The organism is Methanomicrobium antiquum, from assembly GCF_029633915.1.
Lineage (GTDB): Archaea > Halobacteriota > Methanomicrobia > Methanomicrobiales > Methanomicrobiaceae > Methanomicrobium > Methanomicrobium antiquum.
Map to the genome: position 1 here is coordinate 1591658 of NZ_CP091092.1, position 20161 is coordinate 1611818.

15 protein-coding genes, 1 tRNA gene and 3 rRNA genes are annotated in these 20161 nt (G+C 41.6%); 5 read left to right on the plus strand and 14 right to left on the minus strand.

The window, feature by feature from the left end; genetic code table 11:
* Positions 1–86: 86 nt before the first annotated feature.
* A complete protein-coding gene (locus L1994_RS07920) occupies positions 87–947 on the plus strand; it encodes a GNAT family N-acetyltransferase (protein ID WP_278098909.1) in 861 nt (286 codons plus the stop codon).
* Between the two features lie 137 nt (positions 948–1084).
* Here the strand turns inward: L1994_RS07920 and L1994_RS07925 are convergent, their stop codons facing one another.
* The 8 genes from L1994_RS07925 to L1994_RS07960 all read right to left on the minus strand — a co-directional run bounded on the left by L1994_RS07925 (position 1085) and on the right by L1994_RS07960 (position 12303).
* Positions 1085–1531 (minus strand): universal stress protein, encoded by a 447-nt coding sequence (locus L1994_RS07925; protein ID WP_278098910.1) that lies wholly within the window; start codon positions 1529–1531, stop codon positions 1085–1087.
* A gap of 349 nt (positions 1532–1880) precedes the next feature.
* Positions 1881–2002 (minus strand): 5S ribosomal RNA (gene rrf, locus L1994_RS07930).
* A 111-nt stretch (positions 2003–2113) separates the two neighbouring features.
* A 23S ribosomal RNA gene (locus L1994_RS07935) occupies positions 2114–5034 on the minus strand.
* A 167-nt stretch (positions 5035–5201) separates the two neighbouring features.
* Positions 5202–5274, minus strand: a tRNA-Ala gene (locus tag L1994_RS07940).
* Positions 5275–5354: 80 nt separating this feature from the next.
* A 16S ribosomal RNA gene (locus tag L1994_RS07945) occupies positions 5355–6822 on the minus strand.
* The 16S, 23S and 5S rRNA genes sit together here with 1 tRNA gene alongside, the layout of an rRNA operon.
* A 698-nt stretch (positions 6823–7520) precedes the next feature.
* The gene (locus tag L1994_RS07950; RefSeq protein ID WP_278098911.1) at positions 7521–8249 is read right to left on the minus strand and encodes a segregation/condensation protein A; all 729 of its coding nucleotides are present in this window, start codon (positions 8247–8249) and stop codon (positions 7521–7523) included.
* Complete coding sequence (gene smc, locus L1994_RS07955; protein ID WP_278098912.1) at positions 8242–11682, minus strand: chromosome segregation protein SMC; 3441 nt, start codon at positions 11680–11682, stop codon at positions 8242–8244. The genes L1994_RS07950 and smc overlap by 8 nt, the downstream gene beginning before the upstream one ends.
* A 30-nt stretch (positions 11683–11712) precedes the next feature.
* Positions 11713–12303, minus strand: coding sequence for a hypothetical protein (locus L1994_RS07960; RefSeq protein WP_278098913.1), 591 nt, complete (start codon positions 12301–12303; stop codon positions 11713–11715).
* A gap of 184 nt (positions 12304–12487) precedes the next feature.
* On the opposite strand from L1994_RS07960, the gene glyA reads away from it, so the two are divergent.
* From glyA to cofE, 4 genes are read left to right on the plus strand one after another with little or no spacing between them, the layout of a single operon-like run.
* Positions 12488–13759, plus strand: coding sequence for a serine hydroxymethyltransferase (gene glyA, locus L1994_RS07965; protein WP_278098914.1), 1272 nt, complete (start codon positions 12488–12490; stop codon positions 13757–13759).
* The gene (folD, locus tag L1994_RS07970; protein ID WP_278098915.1) at positions 13756–14592 is read left to right on the plus strand and encodes a bifunctional methylenetetrahydrofolate dehydrogenase/methenyltetrahydrofolate cyclohydrolase FolD; all 837 of its coding nucleotides are present in this window, start codon (positions 13756–13758) and stop codon (positions 14590–14592) included. The genes glyA and folD overlap by 4 nt, the downstream gene beginning before the upstream one ends.
* Positions 14579–15385, plus strand: coding sequence for a dihydropteroate synthase (folP, locus tag L1994_RS07975; RefSeq protein WP_278098916.1), 807 nt, complete (start codon positions 14579–14581; stop codon positions 15383–15385). The genes folD and folP overlap by 14 nt, the downstream gene beginning before the upstream one ends.
* 3 nt (positions 15386–15388) lie before the next feature.
* The gene (gene cofE / locus L1994_RS07980) at positions 15389–16177 is read left to right on the plus strand and encodes a coenzyme F420-0:L-glutamate ligase (RefSeq protein WP_278098917.1); all 789 of its coding nucleotides are present in this window, start codon (positions 15389–15391) and stop codon (positions 16175–16177) included.
* Here the strand turns inward: cofE and cofC are convergent.
* From cofC to cofG, 6 genes are all read right to left on the minus strand, one after another.
* Positions 16124–16753 carry a 2-phospho-L-lactate guanylyltransferase gene (gene cofC / locus L1994_RS07985; RefSeq protein ID WP_278098918.1) on the minus strand — a complete coding sequence of 210 codons (630 nt, stop codon included), beginning with the start codon at positions 16751–16753 and terminating at the stop codon, positions 16124–16126. The genes cofE and cofC overlap by 54 nt on opposite strands.
* A gap of 160 nt (positions 16754–16913) precedes the next feature.
* Positions 16914–17210, minus strand: coding sequence for a ferredoxin-thioredoxin reductase catalytic domain-containing protein (locus tag L1994_RS07990; protein ID WP_278098919.1), 297 nt, complete (start codon positions 17208–17210; stop codon positions 16914–16916).
* A 141-nt stretch (positions 17211–17351) separates the two neighbouring features.
* Positions 17352–18047 (minus strand): phosphoribosylformylglycinamidine synthase I, encoded by a 696-nt coding sequence (gene purQ, locus L1994_RS07995; protein ID WP_278098920.1) that lies wholly within the window; start codon positions 18045–18047, stop codon positions 17352–17354.
* A gap of 2 nt (positions 18048–18049) precedes the next feature.
* Entirely contained in the window at positions 18050–18292 is a 243-nt protein-coding gene (gene purS, locus L1994_RS08000) for a phosphoribosylformylglycinamidine synthase subunit PurS (RefSeq protein WP_278098921.1), read from the minus strand.
* Positions 18289–19014 (minus strand): phosphoribosylaminoimidazolesuccinocarboxamide synthase, encoded by a 726-nt coding sequence (gene purC, locus L1994_RS08005; protein ID WP_278098922.1) that lies wholly within the window; start codon positions 19012–19014, stop codon positions 18289–18291. Before purC ends, purS begins: the two co-directional genes overlap by 4 nt.
* Positions 19015–19045: 31 nt before the next feature.
* The gene (cofG, locus tag L1994_RS08010; RefSeq protein ID WP_278098923.1) at positions 19046–20032 is read right to left on the minus strand and encodes a 7,8-didemethyl-8-hydroxy-5-deazariboflavin synthase subunit CofG; all 987 of its coding nucleotides are present in this window, start codon (positions 20030–20032) and stop codon (positions 19046–19048) included.
* Positions 20033–20161 lie beyond the last annotated feature (129 nt).

The window sequence follows — 20161 nt, forward strand, 5'->3', positions numbered from 1 at the left end:
CATACTCACTTCATTTTTTTTTGCCTTTTTTTCAAACCTTACGAAGATGCAAAATAATTTCTCTTAATCGTGTAGTTATAATAATAATGAATCTTGATTCTTCTTTTAAAGAGTCGGTAATTATCAGGACAATGCATCCGGATGAAACTGAACTTGCATTTCACGGTGCAACAGATGAAGGCTGGAATCCCGGTCTTTATGATATTGATTGTCATTATACAGTTGATCCAGAAGGATGGTTTATTGCCGAATATGAAGGCTCTCCTATTGGAATGGTTATGTTTTCAAATTACGATGATAAATTTTCATTCGGCGGATTTTTGGTTGTAATGCCCAAATTCAGAAATCACGGTATAGGAGAACTTTTAATCTCAAAAGCTCTTTTGCATGCAAATGACAGAATTTGTGGAATTGACGGTGTGTTTGAGATGCAAAATACATATTCAAAAAATTATGGATTTTTGCCGGCTTACAGAAATATCCGATGGGAAGGTGATGTAAAAGGGGTTTTGCATCACAATTTCATCAAAGCTGAGAATGTTTCTTTTGAAAAAATTCTTGATTATGACACAAGACATTTTTTCACCAAAAGACGGAGTTTTCTTGAGAAATGGATTGAGCAAAAAGACAGCACCTGTCTTGTAAGTCAAAATGGCAATAACATCACAGGTTACGGGATGATAAGAAGATGTGTTGCGGGACACAAAATAGGCCCATTATTTGCAGACAATCCTGAAATCGCAGAAGATCTTTTCCTCGCCTTATGTGGCTATGTAAACAATGGTCCTATATATTTTGATACACCTGAGCCTAACGGGAATGCACTGGCAATCGCGAAAAAATACAACATGAACGAGGTTTTTGGAACTGCGAGAATGTACACAAAAGAAATTCCCAAACTACCTGTTCAAAATATATATGGTGTTACTTCGTTTGAAATGGGATGAAAAAGATTTTTTTAATTTTATCCTGTTTTTCAACTATTCCAAACAAACCAAACAATAATTCATTTTATGAAATATAACCTATGAAATTAAAAGAATAAATTAATTTAAAAAAATAAAATTCTTACCTACTTTTTAATCTATCTGACTACAAGTGTTGATATATGGCTGTGGTTTGAAATATAGCTTGAGACGCTTCCCATGATAACTCTTGTTGCCAGTCCTTTTCCTGTTGAGCCAAGAACAATCAGGTCTGCACCAATTTCTTCTGCGAGATCCATTATGGCATGCCTTGGATCTCCTCTTTTAACATGAAATGTATATTCAATATTTTTACACCCGCACATATCTTCAATCATACAAACAGCTTCATCTTTTCCTTTTTCAAGAATTTTTCTGGTAATTTCATGCGGAGATTCAACACCGTCATATGAAGTTTCAGATTCAATAGCACTGAAAGATTTGATATTCATTATGTGCACCACGTGTAAACTGGTGTGTTTGCTCATACAACCGTCAATAGCGGCACAAAGTGCTTTTTCTGATTGCGGGGAACCATCACATGCCACAAGAATAGTAGAAAACATAGTCCATTCTGCTATTTTTGTATATTTATTCTTTTTTATTCGAGACCAAAATTGTTTAATCAAAATATCATAATTAAAAAATTGAAATTCTATCATATTACATAATAAACCAATACTTTGTTTTTATATTATGAATTAAAACTTAATTATATGAAAAATACATAATAGAACTAAAATATAGCTTATATACTTAAATTCCCAAACAATTTCACAATGAATTTTCTGAAAAATTCTTAAATTATTTCATGAAAAACTTCATACTTCCCAGTAGAACATAAAAGATGAAACTAAAGCAAAATAGAACTTTAAACATAAAAAAACTAACAAAAAAGACTTTCTCTTTCAAGAACAATTGCAGCGTTAGATGTTTTCCGAGAACTCGCGTATCTCAGTACCGCATCTGACGTAAACGGGCTTAACTGCCGGGTTCGGAATGAGTCCGGGTGTTGCCCCGTTGCTGTGGCCGCAATTGAAAACCGGAAGTAAGGACTGAACCTTACGATTCTTATATTTTTTTCCGGTGACGGATAAGTATACAACACAATCTAGATTTCGTCTGAATTTTAGCGGTTTTAACCGTATATTACTGAATTATCGGACGTTAGTACCTGTGGACTGAACACGTCGTTGCCTTCGTGCGTACATCCCAGGCCTATCAAGCGGGTCTTTTACCCGTGTCCTTTAGCGGAGTCTCTTTTTAGGCTGGATTTCAAGCTTAGATGCTTTCAGCTTTTACCCCTTATCGCGTAGCCACCCGGCATTGCCCTGTCGGACAACCGGTCTACCAGTGGCGACGACGGAAAGTTCCTCTCGTACTATTTCCGTCTTGCCTTCAGACTCCCAACACTCCATATAGATAGTAACCGACCTGTCTCACGACGGTCTAAACCCAGCTCACGATCCCCTTTAATAGGCGAACAACCTCACCCTTGGCTGCTGCTGCACAGCCAGGATGGAAAGAACCGACATCGAGGTAGCAAGCCGCCGGGTCGATATGTGCTCTTGCCGGCGACGACTCTGTTATCCCCGGGGTAGCTTTTCTGTCGTCAATAGCACTCATCAAAAGCGCGTATTGGTTCGTTAGACCCGAGTTTCCTCTCGCAGATACTTGCTATGCGTATCAGCGTCAGGCCAACTTTTGCTCTTGACACTCTCCTGTGAGTTTCTGACTCACATGAGTTGACCTTGGGGCACCCTTGATATTTTTTCGAGGGTGTGGCGCCCCACCCAAACTGCCTACCTACCGATGTCCTCTCAGAAGAGAGTTAGTGTTACAATAAACCAAGGATGGTGTCTCAGATTGCGACTAACCGTTCCCCACGAGGAACGGATCAACGTCTCCCATCTACTCTGCGCAAGGAATATCGTAACACAACGACAGGCTGCAGTAAAGCTCCACGGGGTCTTCACTTCCCATATGGAGGCCCTAGCCTCTGCACTAGGATAAAATCTTCAACGGACTTGTGTTTGGGACAGTAGGACTCTCGTTAATCCATTCATGCAAGTCGCCAATTAAGCGACAAGGTACTACGCTACCTTAAGAGGGTCATAGTTACCCCCGCCGTTTACAGGTCCTTCGTCCGGTTGTACCCGGTTTTCAGATACCTGCACTGGGCAGGAATCACAGACTATACTAGTCGTTTCCGAGTTGCAGTCTGCTATGTTGTTATTAGACAGTCGGAGTCCCCTGGTCACTGCGACCTGCCCAATCGCTGGGCAGGCACCCCTTATTCCAAAGTTACGGGGCTATTTTGCCGAATTCCCTAAACACAATTAAACCGACACGCCTTAGCCTTCTCAGCTAGGGGCACCTGTGTCAGATCTCGGTACGGTCATCTTGTCCCCTTTTCACGGGTTCCGGGAGTTTGCTTAATTACTTCATCACGCTTTCTCCTAATTCTCACCATTACGGTTCTCCAAAGGATTATACGCTTGAACAGGGCGACAGCCCTGCTAAACATATCCTGAAACGTCAGGATGATTGACAGATGGTACAGGAATATTAACCTGTTTCCCTTTCGCTGTACTCGAATTACGGTACAACTTAGGACCGACTAACCCTCGACTGACGAACATTGTCGAGGAAACCTAGCCCCTTCGGCGGTTGGGATTCTCACCCAACTTTGCTTCTACTAATGCCAGAATTCTCATTTCTACACGGTCCACAGGAGCTTACACCCCTGCTTCTGCCCATGCAGAACGCCTCTCTACGCCATCACATTGCTGTGGTCCGTGGTATCTGTGGTAGGTTTGAGCCCCGTCCATTTTCTGCGCCCTAAATCTCGACTGGTAAGCTGTTACGCACTTTTTAAAGGATAGCTGCTTCTGAGCTCACCTTCCAGTTGTCTTTGACCTAGGACCTCATTTAGTGTTTACACTTAACCTACACTGAGGGACATTAACCACGGTCTGGGTTGTCTCCCTTACGCATTACAAGCTTACCCCGTAATGCGGACTTCCAAGCTTCTACGACGACGGGGAATTCGGAGTTTGACAGCAGGGTAAGGAATTTCTCCCCCAACTCCCACAATCAGTGCTCTACCTCACCGTCTATCTCTGCTCAGGTCATGCTACGGCATGTTTCGAGAGGAACCAGCGGATGCCCGGTTCGATTGGCCTTTCACCCCTATACGCAGGTCACACGAATGATTTGCATATCAATACCGCTTCGGCCCTCCACGCAACTTTCGTCACCCTTCAGCCTGCCCACGCATAGATCACCGGGCTTCGGGTCTTATCCTGCTGACTTCGCGCACTTTTAATACGCCGTCCCATGTATAAACTACGGACTTGTCGCTTTCGCTTCGGCTTCCCGTAAGGTTAACCTCGCCAACAGAATAAACTCTCTGGCCCGTTCTTCAAAACGTAAGTTATGACGCTGGCAATGCACCCCATACTAAAGCCTCGCGACTTGTTCTTTCGGTGCAAAGATCCTTTAACGCCATAACACACAATCACCTGCCAGTTTCAGGCACTTTTAACCACCTTTCCAGGGTTACTTTTCAGCTTTCGCTCACGCTACTATTGCGCTATCGGTTTCGAGGAGTATTTAGTTTTGGAGGTTGATGACCCCCGATTTCACGCGAGAATTCCAACCCGCGCTACTCAGGACTTCACTTATCTAAAGATTGTTATATGTACGGGACTGTCACCCTCTATGGTTTGACGTTTCAGAAAAAATTCCACTTCGAATCTTTAGACGAACAGTGAGCCTATAACACCACATCTCCCGCGTAAGCGGGATTCAGTTTGAACTCTGTCGTTTTCGATCGCCTTTACTAACGACATCTCGTTTGATTTCTCTTCCTCTCCCTACTAAGATGTTTCAATTCGGGAGGTTACCGATTGTTACCAATCATGCCATTAAGGCATAGGATGTCCCATTCGGGGATCTCCGGATCATAGAACCCTTGCGTCTTCCCGGAGCTTATCGCAGCTTGGCACGCCCTTCATCGGCACTCGAACCGAGCCATTCACTGACAGGCTTAATGTAATTCAGCAATTTTTTGTATCGGTTTAACCGCTAAAATCCATTTAACGTCTAGTGTGTTGTATACCTGTGCATGTCATCAACGAGTCAGTTGCGTCGCGTGCTGACTCTCAGACCTTCCCCGGTAATTCACATTTCCGGGTGCATCGTAAAGCTGAATCGGTTAAAATTCAGCTTAAGTGGACCCAGGGGGATTTGAACCCCCGGCCTCGGCGTTGCAAACGCCGCGCTCTTCCAGCTGAGCTATGAGCCCCTGAACTTTATTCTCTATTTCTGTTGGCATCGACAATTTTACGGTCTATTTAGTAACCAGCTAATGTGTGATCTGTCGTTAGGAGGTGATCCAGCCGCAGATTCCCCTACGGCTACCTTGTTACGACTTAACCCTCCTTGCGAAACCTAGATTCGACTGTAGCAATAACTACAGCCTCATCCAAACCTCACTAAGATGGTTTGACGGGCGGTGTGTGCAAGGAGCAGGGACTTATTCACCGCGCTGTTTTGAAGCGCGATTACTACGGATTCCAGCTTCATGTGGGCGAGTTGCAGCCCACAATCCGAACTTGGGACAGGTTTAGGAGATTAACTACACTTTTCAGTGCCGTTTCTCATTGTCCTGACCATTGTAGCCCGCGTGTAGCCCGGATAATTCGGGGCATGCTGACCTACCGTTGCCCATTCCTTCCTCCTCTTTAGCAGAGGCGGTCCCAACAGTGTCCCCATCATTCCGGAGAACATGCTGGCAACTGTTGGCGTGGGTCTCGCTCGTTGCCTGACTAAACAGGATGCTTCACAGTACGAACTGACGACGGCCATGCACCTCCTCTCAGCTGGTCAAGCAAGGTCTTCAGCCAGGCTATCATTCCGCTGTCTTATCCGGTGAGATTTCCGGCGTTGAGTCCAATTAAACCGCAGGCTCCACCCGTTGTGGTGCTCCCCCGCCAATTCCTTTAAGTTTCAGCCTTGCGACCGTACTTCCCAGGCGGCACGTTTCACGGTTTCCCTTCGGCACCCCAGTGACTCGTGGTCACCAGTACACCTAACGCGCATCGTTTACGGCTGGGACTACCGGGGTATCTAATCCCGTTCGCTCCCCCAGCTTTCGTTCCTCACTGTCGAAGCCGTTCTGGTAAGATGCCTTCGCCATCGGTGGTCCCTCGAGGATTACAGAATTTCACTTCTACCCCCGAAGTACCTCTTACCTCTCCCGGTTCCTAGACTCCCAGTATCTCTTAAACGCCCCACGGTTGAGCCGCGGGATTTCCCAAGAGACTTAAGAGTCCAGCTACGAACGCTTTAAGCCCAATAAAAGTGGTCACCACTCGAGCCGCCGGTATTACCGCGGCGGCTGGCACCGGTCTTGCCCGGCCCTTTCTTCAGATGCTTTTTATACACCCGGACAGCCCGCGTATACGGGCACTCGGGGTTCCCTTATCACAGTTTCCTGCATTGTAAAGTTTTCGCGCCTGCTGCGCCCCGTAGGGCCTGGAATCGTGTCTCAGATTCCATCTCCGGGCTCTTGCTCCCACAACCCGTACCGATTACAGGCTTGTTGGGCCGTTACCCCAACAACTACCTAATCGGCCGCAGATCCATCCTAAGGCGCCGGAACTTTCGATTAAAGAACATTCCAGTATCTCTAACCTATGGAGTATTATCCCCAGTTTCCCGGGGTTATGCTCCACCTTAGGGCAGGTTATCCACGTGTTACTGAGCAGTCCGCCGAGGGTCTGAACCCTCTCGACTCGCATGGCTTAATCGAACCCCGATAGCAGTGACCTCTGGCAGGATCAACCAGAATTAATTATTATTGAAGATACTTTTCACTTCGGCACACTTGTTCTATCGACTTGTATAAACCTGTAAGCTATAAGCTCACATTATTTCAGTTTTTTAAAATCACAAAGGAATTAGCGGTTACTAAATAGATTTCCGCATTGTCAATGCCAACGTCAGAACCGACGCCCCCATCCGGGCGGTTTCGGCTCCCCATCAAGAATTGTGAGATAACATATTGGCGTTATTAGATTATAAAGCCTGTTGTTTGTCTCGCATAAATTCAGGAAACTCGTAACAGATGACTGAGTCATCTGAACAGTCCACATACTTAATTTATTTTCCGTATATTCGGCGTTTTTTACTTTCAGGCACTTTTAGAGCCTTTTTCACCAGAATACTTCGGCCTTACAAAGTGGTATTTTGTCACATATAAACCTTGTTAAGTTATAGCAGATTTTGTGCGTTTTGGTCACTTTAGGGTGGTGTCAAAAACGTTGATTCGGTCTTTTTCTGGTTCTTTTTATAGGTACGCGCAAAACAATACATATCAGGATCACATTTCAAACTGTTTTTGTACACCAATATGTGCGCACCAAAAACATCAGAAAAAAATTGAATTTACTGACCTTTCAAGCTAAAATCAAGTGAATCAGAATTATTATTCAGAAGAAGTCAATACCAAATTTAAATTATAGCAGATCATAATATGTCAGAAATAGCCTATGCCTCACTGCCGTCAGGCATAACTGAAGACCATTCGGAAACTGTAATTTCGCCAAAAAATTCCTCCTGTTCCAAAATCAGCTTTCCCTCAAGCATGAGAAACAATAAAGGAAGATAAACAGAACGAAGATCTTTTTTCATATCTGTGCAGATATCAGACAAAGTAACTTTTTTTCTTTTTTTTGACAAATTCTCAAATGACGAATAAACAGAAGATGCCGCATCAGAAAAATCCTCCTCATGGGCAACTCCGACAATATCCTCCGCCTCAAAGAAAAATTCAGGCTGGGTATCTCCTTTTCTCCTCTGCCGGCGCCTAAACAGTTTTTCAGCAGTTTTTAAATCTTTAATAAGCTCATAAAGAGTAACCGGGCGTTTTCTTTGATCCTTTCTTTTAAGACGCCTCTGAATCTCACGCTCAAGCCTTTCTACAGGCTCTGTAAATTCTCCAAATGAAAAAACGTCATCTTCAATCGAGTAATCATCTAAAAAAAGCTCTGCTTCATCTTCAGGCTGAGGCTCTGGTTCTTCAAGATATTCAGATTTCATCCTAAGAAGAGTTGAGGCAAAAAAAAGTGTCCTGCCTGAAACTCTTAAATCAAGCTTTTGCATGCGATCAAGCTCCTGCAAAAACCGATCTGTCACCTCGACAATATCAATATTCCAGGGGTCAATCTCTCCAGACTCAGCAAGCCTTACAAGAATCTCAACAGGCTCTTCATCCATTGCTCTTTACACCAGTAACATATGTTGACTTATCAGGCCTTATCGTAACTCCGATTATCCTGTCAGAGCGCTCAATTGTAGGCCTTCTTAAAGATACACAAATAGTCTGGGCATTTGCTGAAAGTTCACTTATCATTGATGAAACCCTTTCGACATTTGAACCATCAAGCATCATATCAACCTCATCCAGAGCATAGAACGGCGCAGGCATATATTGCTGAATAGAAAAAATAAACGCCAGAGTCGTAAGTGACTTCTCACCACCGGAAAGAGAAGACAGAAGATGTACTTTTTTGTCACGCGGTTTTACTGCAAAAGTCATTCCCCCTTTGAAAGGATCGTCTTCATTTTCCAGAACAAGCTCACCTGTACCTTCAGTAAGTTTTGCAAAAGTTTTCCTGAAATTTGCATCAATTGCCTTAAAAGCATCCATGAAAGTTTCAAACTTCATCTTCTCGTAACTTTCAATACGCTCAATTAATGTCGCCCTCTCCTTTGACAAAACATCTTTTTTTGCAGTCCTCTCAGAAACCCTGTTGCTTGTCTTTTCATACTCCTCAATTGCAAGCATGTTAACAGCGCCAATCTTTTTTATGCCCTTCTCTGCCTTTTCAATTCCTGCTTCAATATCTGAAAGAGGCATATCAGATGTTATATCCCCGGCCTCTTCTTTTAAAATTTCCATCCGGTTTAAGAGGACACTTTTTCTCTCGTCCAGCGATTTCATTGAAAGCCTGATTCTTTCACTTTCACCATCAATTTCTATAATGCGTTTTTCTTCGGCAAAAATATCCTCATTTAAAAGATCACGCTTTTTCTGAAGCTCATTTAACTCATCTGAAAAGCTGATTCTTTTTTGCTCAAGCTCTTTTACTGCCACTTCGTTATCAGAGATAATTTCTTTAAGACCGGCTATTTCATCATCTGTACTCTTAATTTCGCCCTCTGCCTTATCTCTCTCTGCAGTCATCTCAGAGAGACGCTTTTTATAATGCTCTCTTTCACGCTGACTGTCTTCGATATCATAATCCTTGAGTTTCAGCCTTCTTTCATCATCCTCCGTCTTTTTTCGAAGATCCTCAAACTGCTCTGAAAGTTCAGGAATTCCGGTATCAGAGAGCTTTTTTTTCAGCTTTTCAGACTCTTGTGTAATAGAGGAGATCTCATCTCCAATTAATCTTAAAGACTCTTCAAGGGCAGATAGCTTCTCGCCACCTGATTTAACCTCTTCTGCCATTTCAGAGCGGCGAATGGTTATTCCTTCTTTTTCACTTTCAAGCTCACTTAAACGGCGGGTATTTTCATCCAGAATATATTCGTAACGGGAAATGCTGTCTTCAATCTCTTTTCTTCTCGATTTTTTCTCATCCGATTCTGCCGAGTATCTTGAGATTGCATCAGAGATCAACGATTCCTCCTGAGAAAGACCAGAAATTGCCATTCTTATCTCTTCAATCTCATCATCAGCAGAAACACCAAAGCCGGCCATCTTTTTCTGGACAGAACCTCCGGTCATTGCACCTGCTTTTTCAACAAGATCACCTGAAAGTGTAACCATTCTGTACTGGCCAATCATTGTTCTTGCAGTTTCAAGATCAGAGACAACCACGGTTGAACCAAAGATATAGCGGAATACCACATCATACAAAGGATCGAAATCGAGAAGGTTTACTGCATAATCTATTACTTTTTTATTGTTAAGAGAAGGCAGAGTGTTTGCATGAAGTTTGTTCAGTGGAAGAAATGTCGCACGACCAAGCCTGTTTTCTTTTAAATAACGAATGCCTTCAGCCGCAACCCTGTCACTTTCACATACAATGTTTCTGATTCGCCCTCCAGCGGCAATATTAAGAGCAGTTGAATACTCAGACGGCGCTTTCCCAAGCTGACCAACTGTTCCATACACGCCATCCATACCCAAAATTGCCTCCATCTCACGCCCGCCAGGACCTCCGGCCACATTTTGCTGGGCTTCGATACGCATGAGTTCGCGTTCTTTTAATTTAATTTCAGATTTTATCTTTTCAAGAGCAGAACGATTTTCAAAAATTTTTCCTTCAGTCTTTGAAAGCTCGGATTCTAAAACTTTCTTCTCAGCGTTTAGGGATTCAACAAGTTTTGTATGCTCATTTACATGACCGGACTTTTCTGAAATTTCTGACTCTATCAGCGCTATCCGTGATTCAATCCGCTCTTTTTCCTCAGTCCTCATCCGGCTTTTTTCAATTAAAATATCCTGATCACGTAAAATCTCAGATCTCTTGTTCTTCTTCTCCTCAAGAGAGCTTATGAATGAAAACAATTTTTCCTTTGCACCTTCAAGAGCGCTTGTCTTTTCATCCAGGACTTTTTTTACGTTTTCCAGTTCAGCACGGCCTGAAGAAAGTTCCATATTAAGGTTTGATCTGTCAATTGAAAGATCCCGGATTTTATCGGTAATCTCAGATATTCTGGTTTCCGCACGTTTGGAATCGATAAATATCCTTTGTAATGACTCTTTCTTTGTCTCTTTTGACTGAATCAGCTTTTCAATTGTTTGTTTGGAAAGACTTATTTTCCCTTTGGCACTTTCTATCTCAGATAGAAGCTCAATATACTCTTTTCCGCTCTTTTCGTTGATCTCGGCCTCAAGCTCTTTTATCTTTTCACGAAGGGAGGAAATTTTTGACTCCACCTCAATACGGCGGGAATTTAGCCCTTCAATTTTTTTGTTCTGATCATCTTCAAGATTAGAGAGACCTTCAAGTTCAAGTTCACATTCTCTTAATTTTGCAGCGGAAAGACAGCTCTTTAAGAATTCAAGCTTCTCAGACAGCTCCATATATAATACTGCCTGTTCTTTTTCGGTTTCAAGCTCACATATTCGCTTTTGAAGTTCGGCAAGCAAAAGCTCCTCCCTTTCAATTCTTTCACGCACCACTTCAAGCTCATTTAAAGACTGTTCTTTTTTCTTGTCAAACTCTGAAACACCGGCAATTTCATCAATTATCTTTCTTCTTTCTGTGTCACTCATCTCAGTAATCTGAGTGATATCCCCCTGCATCACAACATTATAACCTTCAGCTTTTATCCCGTATTTTGCCAGATATTCAATTACATCACCCTGTTTGCATGCACGATCATTTATGTAATTGTAGCTGTAATAGCCGTGAGGTGTTCTCTTAATCCTGCGCCGGATTTTAGTTTCGTCTGAAAAAGTGATGGAGACTTCTGCTGTGTTTTTATTTGTATTCAGATTAATCAGGTCAGTTAACTTCTCAGCCCTAAGCCCCCTTGCACTGGAAAGCGCAAGGCAGAACAGAATACTGTCAATTATATTGCTCTTGCCCGAACCATTAGGTCCGGACACAACAGTAAAACCTTCAAAAAATGGAATTTTGGTCTTTTTGCCAAAAGACTTGAAGTTATCTATTTCAAGTTCGGTTATATACAATGCCCGGATACCCCTGAAAGCTTAAAAATTTTATCTTCTCTTTCTTTTTATCTCTACGGTATCATCGTCATCATCCGCATAGATAAGGGGTTTTCTGTCAATTGGATCACGCTCACCCGGACGGCGCTTCAAGTTTGTACCTACGCGCCCTCCCCTGTTGTCAGCAACAATCATTTCATCGCCAAACTTGGTCTCACGCTTCATTGTTCCATCCGGCTGAATTATCAAAGCTTCTTCCGGTTCTTCTTCCTCCTCAACCTTTGAAGAGTTTGAAAGAAGACTTTTTTCAGCTGTTTTTCTCTCTGCAACTACCTTTGGGGACTCAACTGTCGGATAATTCTTAGACTTTATATCATCGGTTTTTCTAACAGGCTTTTCGTCCATTGATTTTGAAAGCTTCTGTACACAGGCTTTTAAATCAAGCATCTCTGCAGTCAGACCCCTGATAAGACCGTCAATTTCCTTTAAGTCCCTTTCAATTTGTATAACCCTCTCTTCATTTACAGGGTTAATGTTGTTATATTCATGAATGCTGTCTCTTAACATCTGAATCTCCCGCTCCTTCTCCTCAATTATATGTTCCATGTCTCTGATTTTTGCATCGCTTTCTTTAATATCCATTTAAGGCACCCCGGATATATGAAAAGTTATCGTTTATGTTTAATAATATTCTTATGTAGAATGCGCTTTTTATAGATATTGCCTTTTTTTGAATAAAAAATCAGTTGATTTTAAAATATTTCATAAATCTGTAAGCCCGATATTCCAAAATGCTTAATCAGCTTACAAACCAACACTTTTCCATATGTCTTATCTGGCCGATTATGACCCGGAAGTCTATGATATTATAGAAAAAGAGCGCCTCCGTCAGATTAACGGATTAGAGCTCATAGCGTCTGAGAATGTAGTAAGCAAATCTGTCCTTGAGGCAGTCGGGTCAATAATGACCAACAAATATGCCGAAGGATATCCTGGTAAGAGATATTACGGGGGTTGTGAATTTCACGACATGGTCGAGAATCTGGCACGCGACCGCCTTTGCAAACTCTTCGGCGCGGAGCATGCAAATGTTCAGGCAGTATCAGGAAGCCAGGCAAATCAGGCTGTTTACTTTGCTTTCATGAAACACAACGATAAGATGATGAGCCAGGATCTCTCGCAGGGCGGTCACTTATCACATGGATCACCAGTCAATATTACAGGAAAATGGTATTCTGTCTCACACTATGGTGTTGACAAAGAGACAGAAATGCTTGACTATGCACAGATTGCGGATCAGGCAAGGCGCGAAAAACCTAAGATGATTGTCTGTGGTGCAAGTGCATATCCAAGAACAATTGACTTTAAGGCATTCAAAGAAATTGCAGAAGAGGTGGGCGCGTACTGTACTGCCGATATCGCACACATTGCAGGACTTGTCGCCGCAGGTGAACATCCGACATCAGTAGGTGTTGTAGACTTCACAACCACCACAACACATAAAACACTTCGCGGGCCACGCGGCGGTGCAATTATGTGCTCTGATGAATATGCAAAGGATATTGACAGATCAGTATTTCCCGGAATGCAGGGCGGACCTTTAATGCATGTTATCGCAGGAAAGGCAGTCTGCTTTAGAGAAGCACTCACTCCTGACTTTAAGGAATATGCAAAACAGATAATCAAAAATTCACAGGCAATGGCCAATGTTTTGATTGGTGAAGGCTTTGACCTTGTATCCGGCGGTACAGATAACCATTTAATACTTCTCGACCTTACAAACCTCTCAGAGAACGGGGATCATTTAACAGGTCTTGAGGCAGAGACATTCCTTGGAGAAGCAGGAATTACAGTCAATAAAAACACAATCCCACGCGAAAAGTTAAGCCCGTTCGTCACCTCCGGTCTTCGTATCGGAACACCGGCAGTAACATCACGCGGAATGAAGGAAAAAGAGATGGAGCAGGTTGCAGTCTGGATTTCAAGAGTCTTAAAAGATGTCTGCAAAAACAGAAGCTCAAAGACAGAAATCGATGCAGTCAAAAAGGAAATAACCGAATTTGCATCAAAATTCCCGCTGTATCCTGAAGTAGCATGATAATAAACGGAAAAGAAATTTCAGAAAAGAGGCTTGCGGCATTAAAAGAGGAGATTAAAACCTCAGGTCTTAATCCCTGCCTTGCAACTGTAATTGTAGGCGAAGATCCTGCATCACAGATGTATGTGCGAATGAAGCACAAAGCATGTGAACAGGTTGGAATAAAATCAACAGGTGTTGTTCTTCCTGAAAACTCAACAACAAAGGAAATTTTGGCAGAGGTTGAAAAATTAAATTCCGACAATCTGATTCACGGCATACTTGTCCAGCTTCCACTCCCAAAACATGTTGATACAGAAGCTGTGATTGAAGCTGTCTCACCGGAAAAGGATGTTGACGGATTTCACCCTTACAATACAGGCAGGCTTTTTTCAGGAATGCCTGAATTCGTGCCCTGCACACCGGGTGGAATTATGACACTGCTTAAAGAATACAAAATTGAAACATCCGGCAAAAAGGCAGTTGTTGTTGGAAGATCAGTTGATGTTGGAAGGCCAATGGCCGCACTTTTAATAAATGCAGATGCGACTGTAACAGTCTGTCACTCAAGGACAAAAAACCTTGAAGATGAGATGAAAGCGGCTGATATTTTAATAAGTGCTATTGGAAAAGCAAAATTTGTGACTGCTGAGATGGTTAAATCCGGTGCAGTTGTAATTGATGTAGGAATAAACCAGGACGAGAACAAAAGACTCTGCGGTGATGTTGACTTTGAATCGGTAAAAGACAAGGTCTCTGCAATCACCCCTGTTCCCGGCGGAGTCGGGCCTATGACAATTGCAACGCTTATGGAAAATACACTGAAGTCAGCAAAAATGCATGCAAAACTGTAGAATAAAAAATCTGGAAGTAGGGGGCGGCGCGCCTGTAAGGTTAATGGCGGTTATAAACCTAAGTCCCGAATCTTTTTTTAACAAATCATACACTCCGCCTGAAAAAGTCTTTAACAAAGCATGTGAACTTGTAGAAAACGGTGCTGACATAATAGATATCGGTGCCAGAAGCACTGCACCAAATTCAGCTCCTATCTCTGTAACAGAAGAGATTAAAAGGCTTAAATCAACACTAAATGAATTTCTTGGAAGCGGGATTTTGATATCTGTTGATACCATGTATCCTGAAGTACTGGAAGAATGCCTAAGATATGAAATTCACTGCATCAACGACATAAACGGTCTTGCAAATGACGCCTATGCAAAAGTTGCCGGTGACAGCGGTCTTCCTGCTGTTTTGATGGCCACATTGAAAAAACCAGGCGATCCCGTAGGATTTGACTCTGTTTACTCTGCACTTGAAACAGTTATGAAAAGAGCTGAAAATGCAGGAATTAAAGATTTTATTCTTGACCCTGCTGTTGGGAAATGGTCTGATTCCAGAACATCAGAGAATGATTGGGAACTTTGCAGGAGATTTTCTGAGTTTAAAAGACTAAAAAAGCCGCTTCTTGCCGCAGTTTCAAGAAAAACATTCATCGGCGAACTTTTGGTAAAAGAACCACAGGACAGACTTTCAGGCACACTTGCACTCACCTACAGCCTTTTGACAAGCGGTGCTTCGATTGTAAGAGCACATGATGTTTCAGATACAAAAGATTTAATCAGAGTATTTGAAAAATTAAACAGATAATAAATGGCCATTTCATTTCAGGTTTTTGGAATAAAAACAAAAATTCTGGTACCGGGCGATGATATTGCGGCGATTATTGAAAAAGAGACCAAACAGGCAGGAGGTCTTTTTGACGGCGATATCATTGCGATAGCTGAAAGTGCACTTGCAACAGCAGAAGGCTCAATAATAAAGCTGTCTGATGTTTGTCCTTCAGAGGAGGCTTTGGAATATGAAAAAGCCTATAAAATTGATGCCAGACTTGCAGAGGTTGTAATAAATGAAAGTGACAATATTGCCGGAGGAATACCCGGATTTTTATTAAGCCTGAAAAAAGGAACACTTCTTCCAAATGCAGGCGTTGACGAATCAAACGCACCGGAAGGATATGTTGTAACACTTCCAAAAGACCCTGACAAAAGTGCTGAAAATATTTACAGAAAAATCTATGAGCTTACAGGCAAAAAAACAGGCATTTTAATCATTGATTCAAGGACACATGCAATGCGGCTTGGTTGCAGTGGTGTGGCAATCGGATGCTTTGGAATTACTGCTGTTTCTGACGAGAGGGGGAAAAAAGATCTTTTTGGGCATCAGCTTGAAGTAACAAGGCTTGCAATCGGCGATAACCTTGCATCAGCAGCCGAACTTGTAATGGGGGAGTCTGATGAATGCACCCCTGTTGCAATAATCAGGGGTATGTCTAAGCATTTATCTGAAAATAGTTTTGGTGTGGAATCTATTGAGCCTTCAGAGTGTTTATTCATGGGTACTGCGATGAACGCCAACCCTGCCTTTTTCAACAGAGATTGAAATTTCTAAACTCTCAAGATATTTTTTGCTTTTTCCTTCACTGTGAAGAAGCACTTCCACAAGATCCTCTTTTTCATCAATATCAGTAGAAAGCTTAAATGAATCCACAACTTCTACCATAAGACCGTTTCTTTTCGCAATATTCATGTGATCAACAAAACTCGCGCCATAAAAATCAGCAGTAAAACGTCCCGGTTCTTTGACAAAAATTACATTTGTGCCCCCGCCGATTCCGGGAACTATTGCCATATCTTTTTCTGTGGATATTACACGCAAAACAGATTCCTTTGTTAAAAGAGGGATATCTGACATTATAATCATTACAGGCTCAGTAAGAACGGACAGGTATTCATTTAAAGCTTCATTTAACCCGAGTTCCTTTACAACCGTTTCTGCCCCGTCCATACTGACAGGTGATGTTGAAAGAAGAGTTGCTTTGCATCCCACAGATTTTATTACAGATATTACATCGGCAAGCATGCTCTTTGCAAATTCTTCACGCTCTTTTTGATTTAATATACATGAAAGCCGCGTCTTTGGATTTACAGGCCTAAAAGGGATGACTGCGTTTACCATTATTATCAGATTTTAACTGTTATCTTCTAAAAACATTCGGAATTAATCTAAAAAATAAAAATTCAGCATTTTAATTATTTTGATTTACCATAAAAATCACTTTGTGATTTACAAGAAACTGTTGCATGAAACCTTAGTTTCATGAACGTTTTAGTAAATATCATTTGTAAAAGAGATGACAATGGCAGTTTCCGTCAGTTTCTATCTCATCCCGGTGATAAATACAGGGACAGATTATTTCTTTGTCTTTTTCAGAGTCACCAGAGCGGATTCTGCACGGACAGTATCTTTCTCCAAATTTCAAAGTATTTCTGGCAAGACCTTTTACAACAGCGCCAAGCTGTTTTTCGTCAGGATTTATCTTCCAGCCATTTTCTCTGGCATAGCTTTTTGCCCACTCCAAAATTTCTTCTGAAAGAGCGTCAACACTGCCATTGAATTTCTCTTCATCTGACATATTAATCAACCAAATTTTCCACTGCAATAAATTATTCTTTTATTTATTCTTTTATTAACCAGTTTTAATTTATATCATTTTAGTAAAAAAAGCGCCAGGTATAAGCTCTTTTTTTAACTTATTCTGTTTCAGGATATAAATTTATACTGATTCAAGGTATTTTATCATAGAGTCAAATATTTTTTTGCCATCTGATGAGCCGAGAATATCCTCCGATGCTCTTTCAGGATGAGGCATCATTAGAAGAACATTATCATCTTCTCCCAAAACACCGGTAATATTGTTTAAAGCTCCGTTTGGATTTGAGTTAATGGTAACATTTCCCGATTCATCACAGAAACGAAAGGCAACCCTTTCATTATCCTCAAGTTTCTTAAGATTCTCAGGAGATGCAACAAAACGGCCTTCTTTATGTGCAATTGGTATTCGGATTACCTCGCCTTTTTTGTAAAGTGAGGTGAAAGGAGAGGAGTTATTTTCAACCTTCAAAAATACGTTGTCACAGATAAATTTTGGATATTCATTTATTGTAAACACTCCGGGAATCAGACCTGCTTCTGCACCAATCTGTGCACCATTGCAAATTCCAAGAACAAGACCGCCATTTTTAGCGTGCGCAATCACATCTTTCATAACAGGAGTTCTTGTTGCAATAGCACCTGCGCGAAGGTAATCTCCGTATGAAAATCCTCCGGGAAGAATAATCGCATCATATTTTCTACCAAGACCTTCTTTATACCATACGAGATCTGTTTTTACACCACATACGTCCTCTAACACATAGAGTGCATCGCGATCGCAGTTGCTTCCTCCAAACTGAAGAACAGCAAATCTCATACTTATTTTACCTCTACAGAATAACTGTGGATTACAGGATTTGCAAGCAGTCTTTCACACATCTCTTCTGCCTTTTTCTGAGCTGAACCAATATCTGAAGCATCAAGACCTATCTCAAAAACATCTGCAGTTTTTAAGTATTCGGTCTCAAACCCAAGATTTGAAAGTGCATGCTGAATTGCACGGGCCTCAGGGTTTAGCATTCCACTCTTTAGGGATATTGTAATTATTACATCAAACTTCATTTTAGGTGCTCCTTTTTCCACTCTTCTATTTTAGCCACAATTTTGCCATAGGCATCCATGACATTACCCTTATTATAACGATATACATCCTTATCAAAAGACTCTTTTGTATCTTTATCCCAGAGTCGCATTGAATCCATACTTATCTCATCGCCAAGGAGAATCAAATCACCATATCTTCCAAATTCAATCTTAAAATCAACAAGAATCAGATCAAGTTCATCAAAAAAATCATATAAAAGGCGGTTTATTTTGAGAGTCGTCTCTTTTAAGGCTAAAAGTTCATCTTTTGTCAAAAGACCCAGTGCCAAAATCAAATCGTCATTAAGAGAAGGATCACCTCTTGAATCATCCTTGTAGTCCGTTACAATCACCGGTGGATTTAGCAGCTGACCTTCGGTGAAAGGCAGTTTTTTTGTGATAGAACCTGCGGCAACATTGCGCGCTATGATTTCAAGTGGGATCATTGTCATTTTTTTGACAACCATCGTACTTTCATCAAGCATTTTGACAAAGTGTGTTTTAACGCCGTTTTTCTCAAGATAATCAAAGAAAAAAGCAGAAACTGTTGCATTATATGCACCTTTACCTGAGAATGTGTCTTTTTTCTCGCCGTTAAAGGCAGTCATATCATCCCTGAAACAGGATATAAGTTCGCCATCCTTCTCTGACGCATAAAGGGATTTTGCTTTTCCCATGTAGATGAGCTCTCCTTTTTCCATAAGTAATACAGCCCCGATAAATGTTCACTAATTATTTGGTGCTTCTAATGTGAATATCTTTGTTTAGTTGTCCTATAAGGTCTGATAAAAGGGAAGGATACCATCCTCTGTCAATAAATCTCTGATATATGCAAAGTCGCTCTTTTAGCTCTTTTTCTCCGGCAATTTTCTTCAACTCATCTATTGCCGGCCAGGGGTGTTCAGGATTTACATAATCGATAGTGACAGGAGACACTCCGCCAAGGTCATCAACACCACAGTCGATAAGAATTTTTGCATCTACCAGATTTGGCGGAATCTGTATGCTTATCTCATCAGACAAAATTTCGCATGCAAGCTTTATTGTGTTACAGATCTCTTCTGTCTTTAAAGCAGGCCATTTTTCCATAGGAGTATTAGGCTTTGGGCAGAAATTCTGAATTATTACCTCCTGAATATGACCATAGCGCCTGTGAATACCTTCAATTACCTCAAGAGATTCTTCACGGTCCTTTTCAGTCTCTCCAATGCCCAATAAAAGTCCGGTTGTGAAAGGAATTTTCAGCTTTCCGGCATCCTCGATCATTGAGATTCTAACAGCAGGGTCTTTTCCCGGACTGTTTTTATGCGCAGGAATATCTGCTGTTGTCTCAAGCATAAGGCCCATGCTTGCATTGACCTCTTTTAGATGTGATAATTCATTATAGTCTAATATACCGGCGTTTGTATGGGGCAAAAGACCGATCTTAATTGCCTTTTCTGACATCGCATAGCAAAATTCAAGAATTGAATTATAGCCTGTTTTTTTAAGATGTCTTATAAACCCATCTTCAAGTTCAGGCCTTTCACCAAATGTAAACAGTGCCTCTGTACAGCCAAAAGACGCACCTTTCCGGAGAATATCAGTGACTTCACCCTCACACATGACACAGCCATCTCTTACAGGCTCTCTGAAAATACAGTATGCGCACCTGTTATGGCATACATCTGTCAGCGGCAGAAAAACATTTCGTGAGTAGGTTAGAACACTGCTTTGCATGAAAAACAGTTTTGTAATTTAGACATATTCAACCAATCGGATAATTTCATATAAAAAAATTTTTTATTCTGCCGGAGAACTTCATGAAATATTTATTAAGACATTCATGAGGTATTTTTTGTCAGGTTC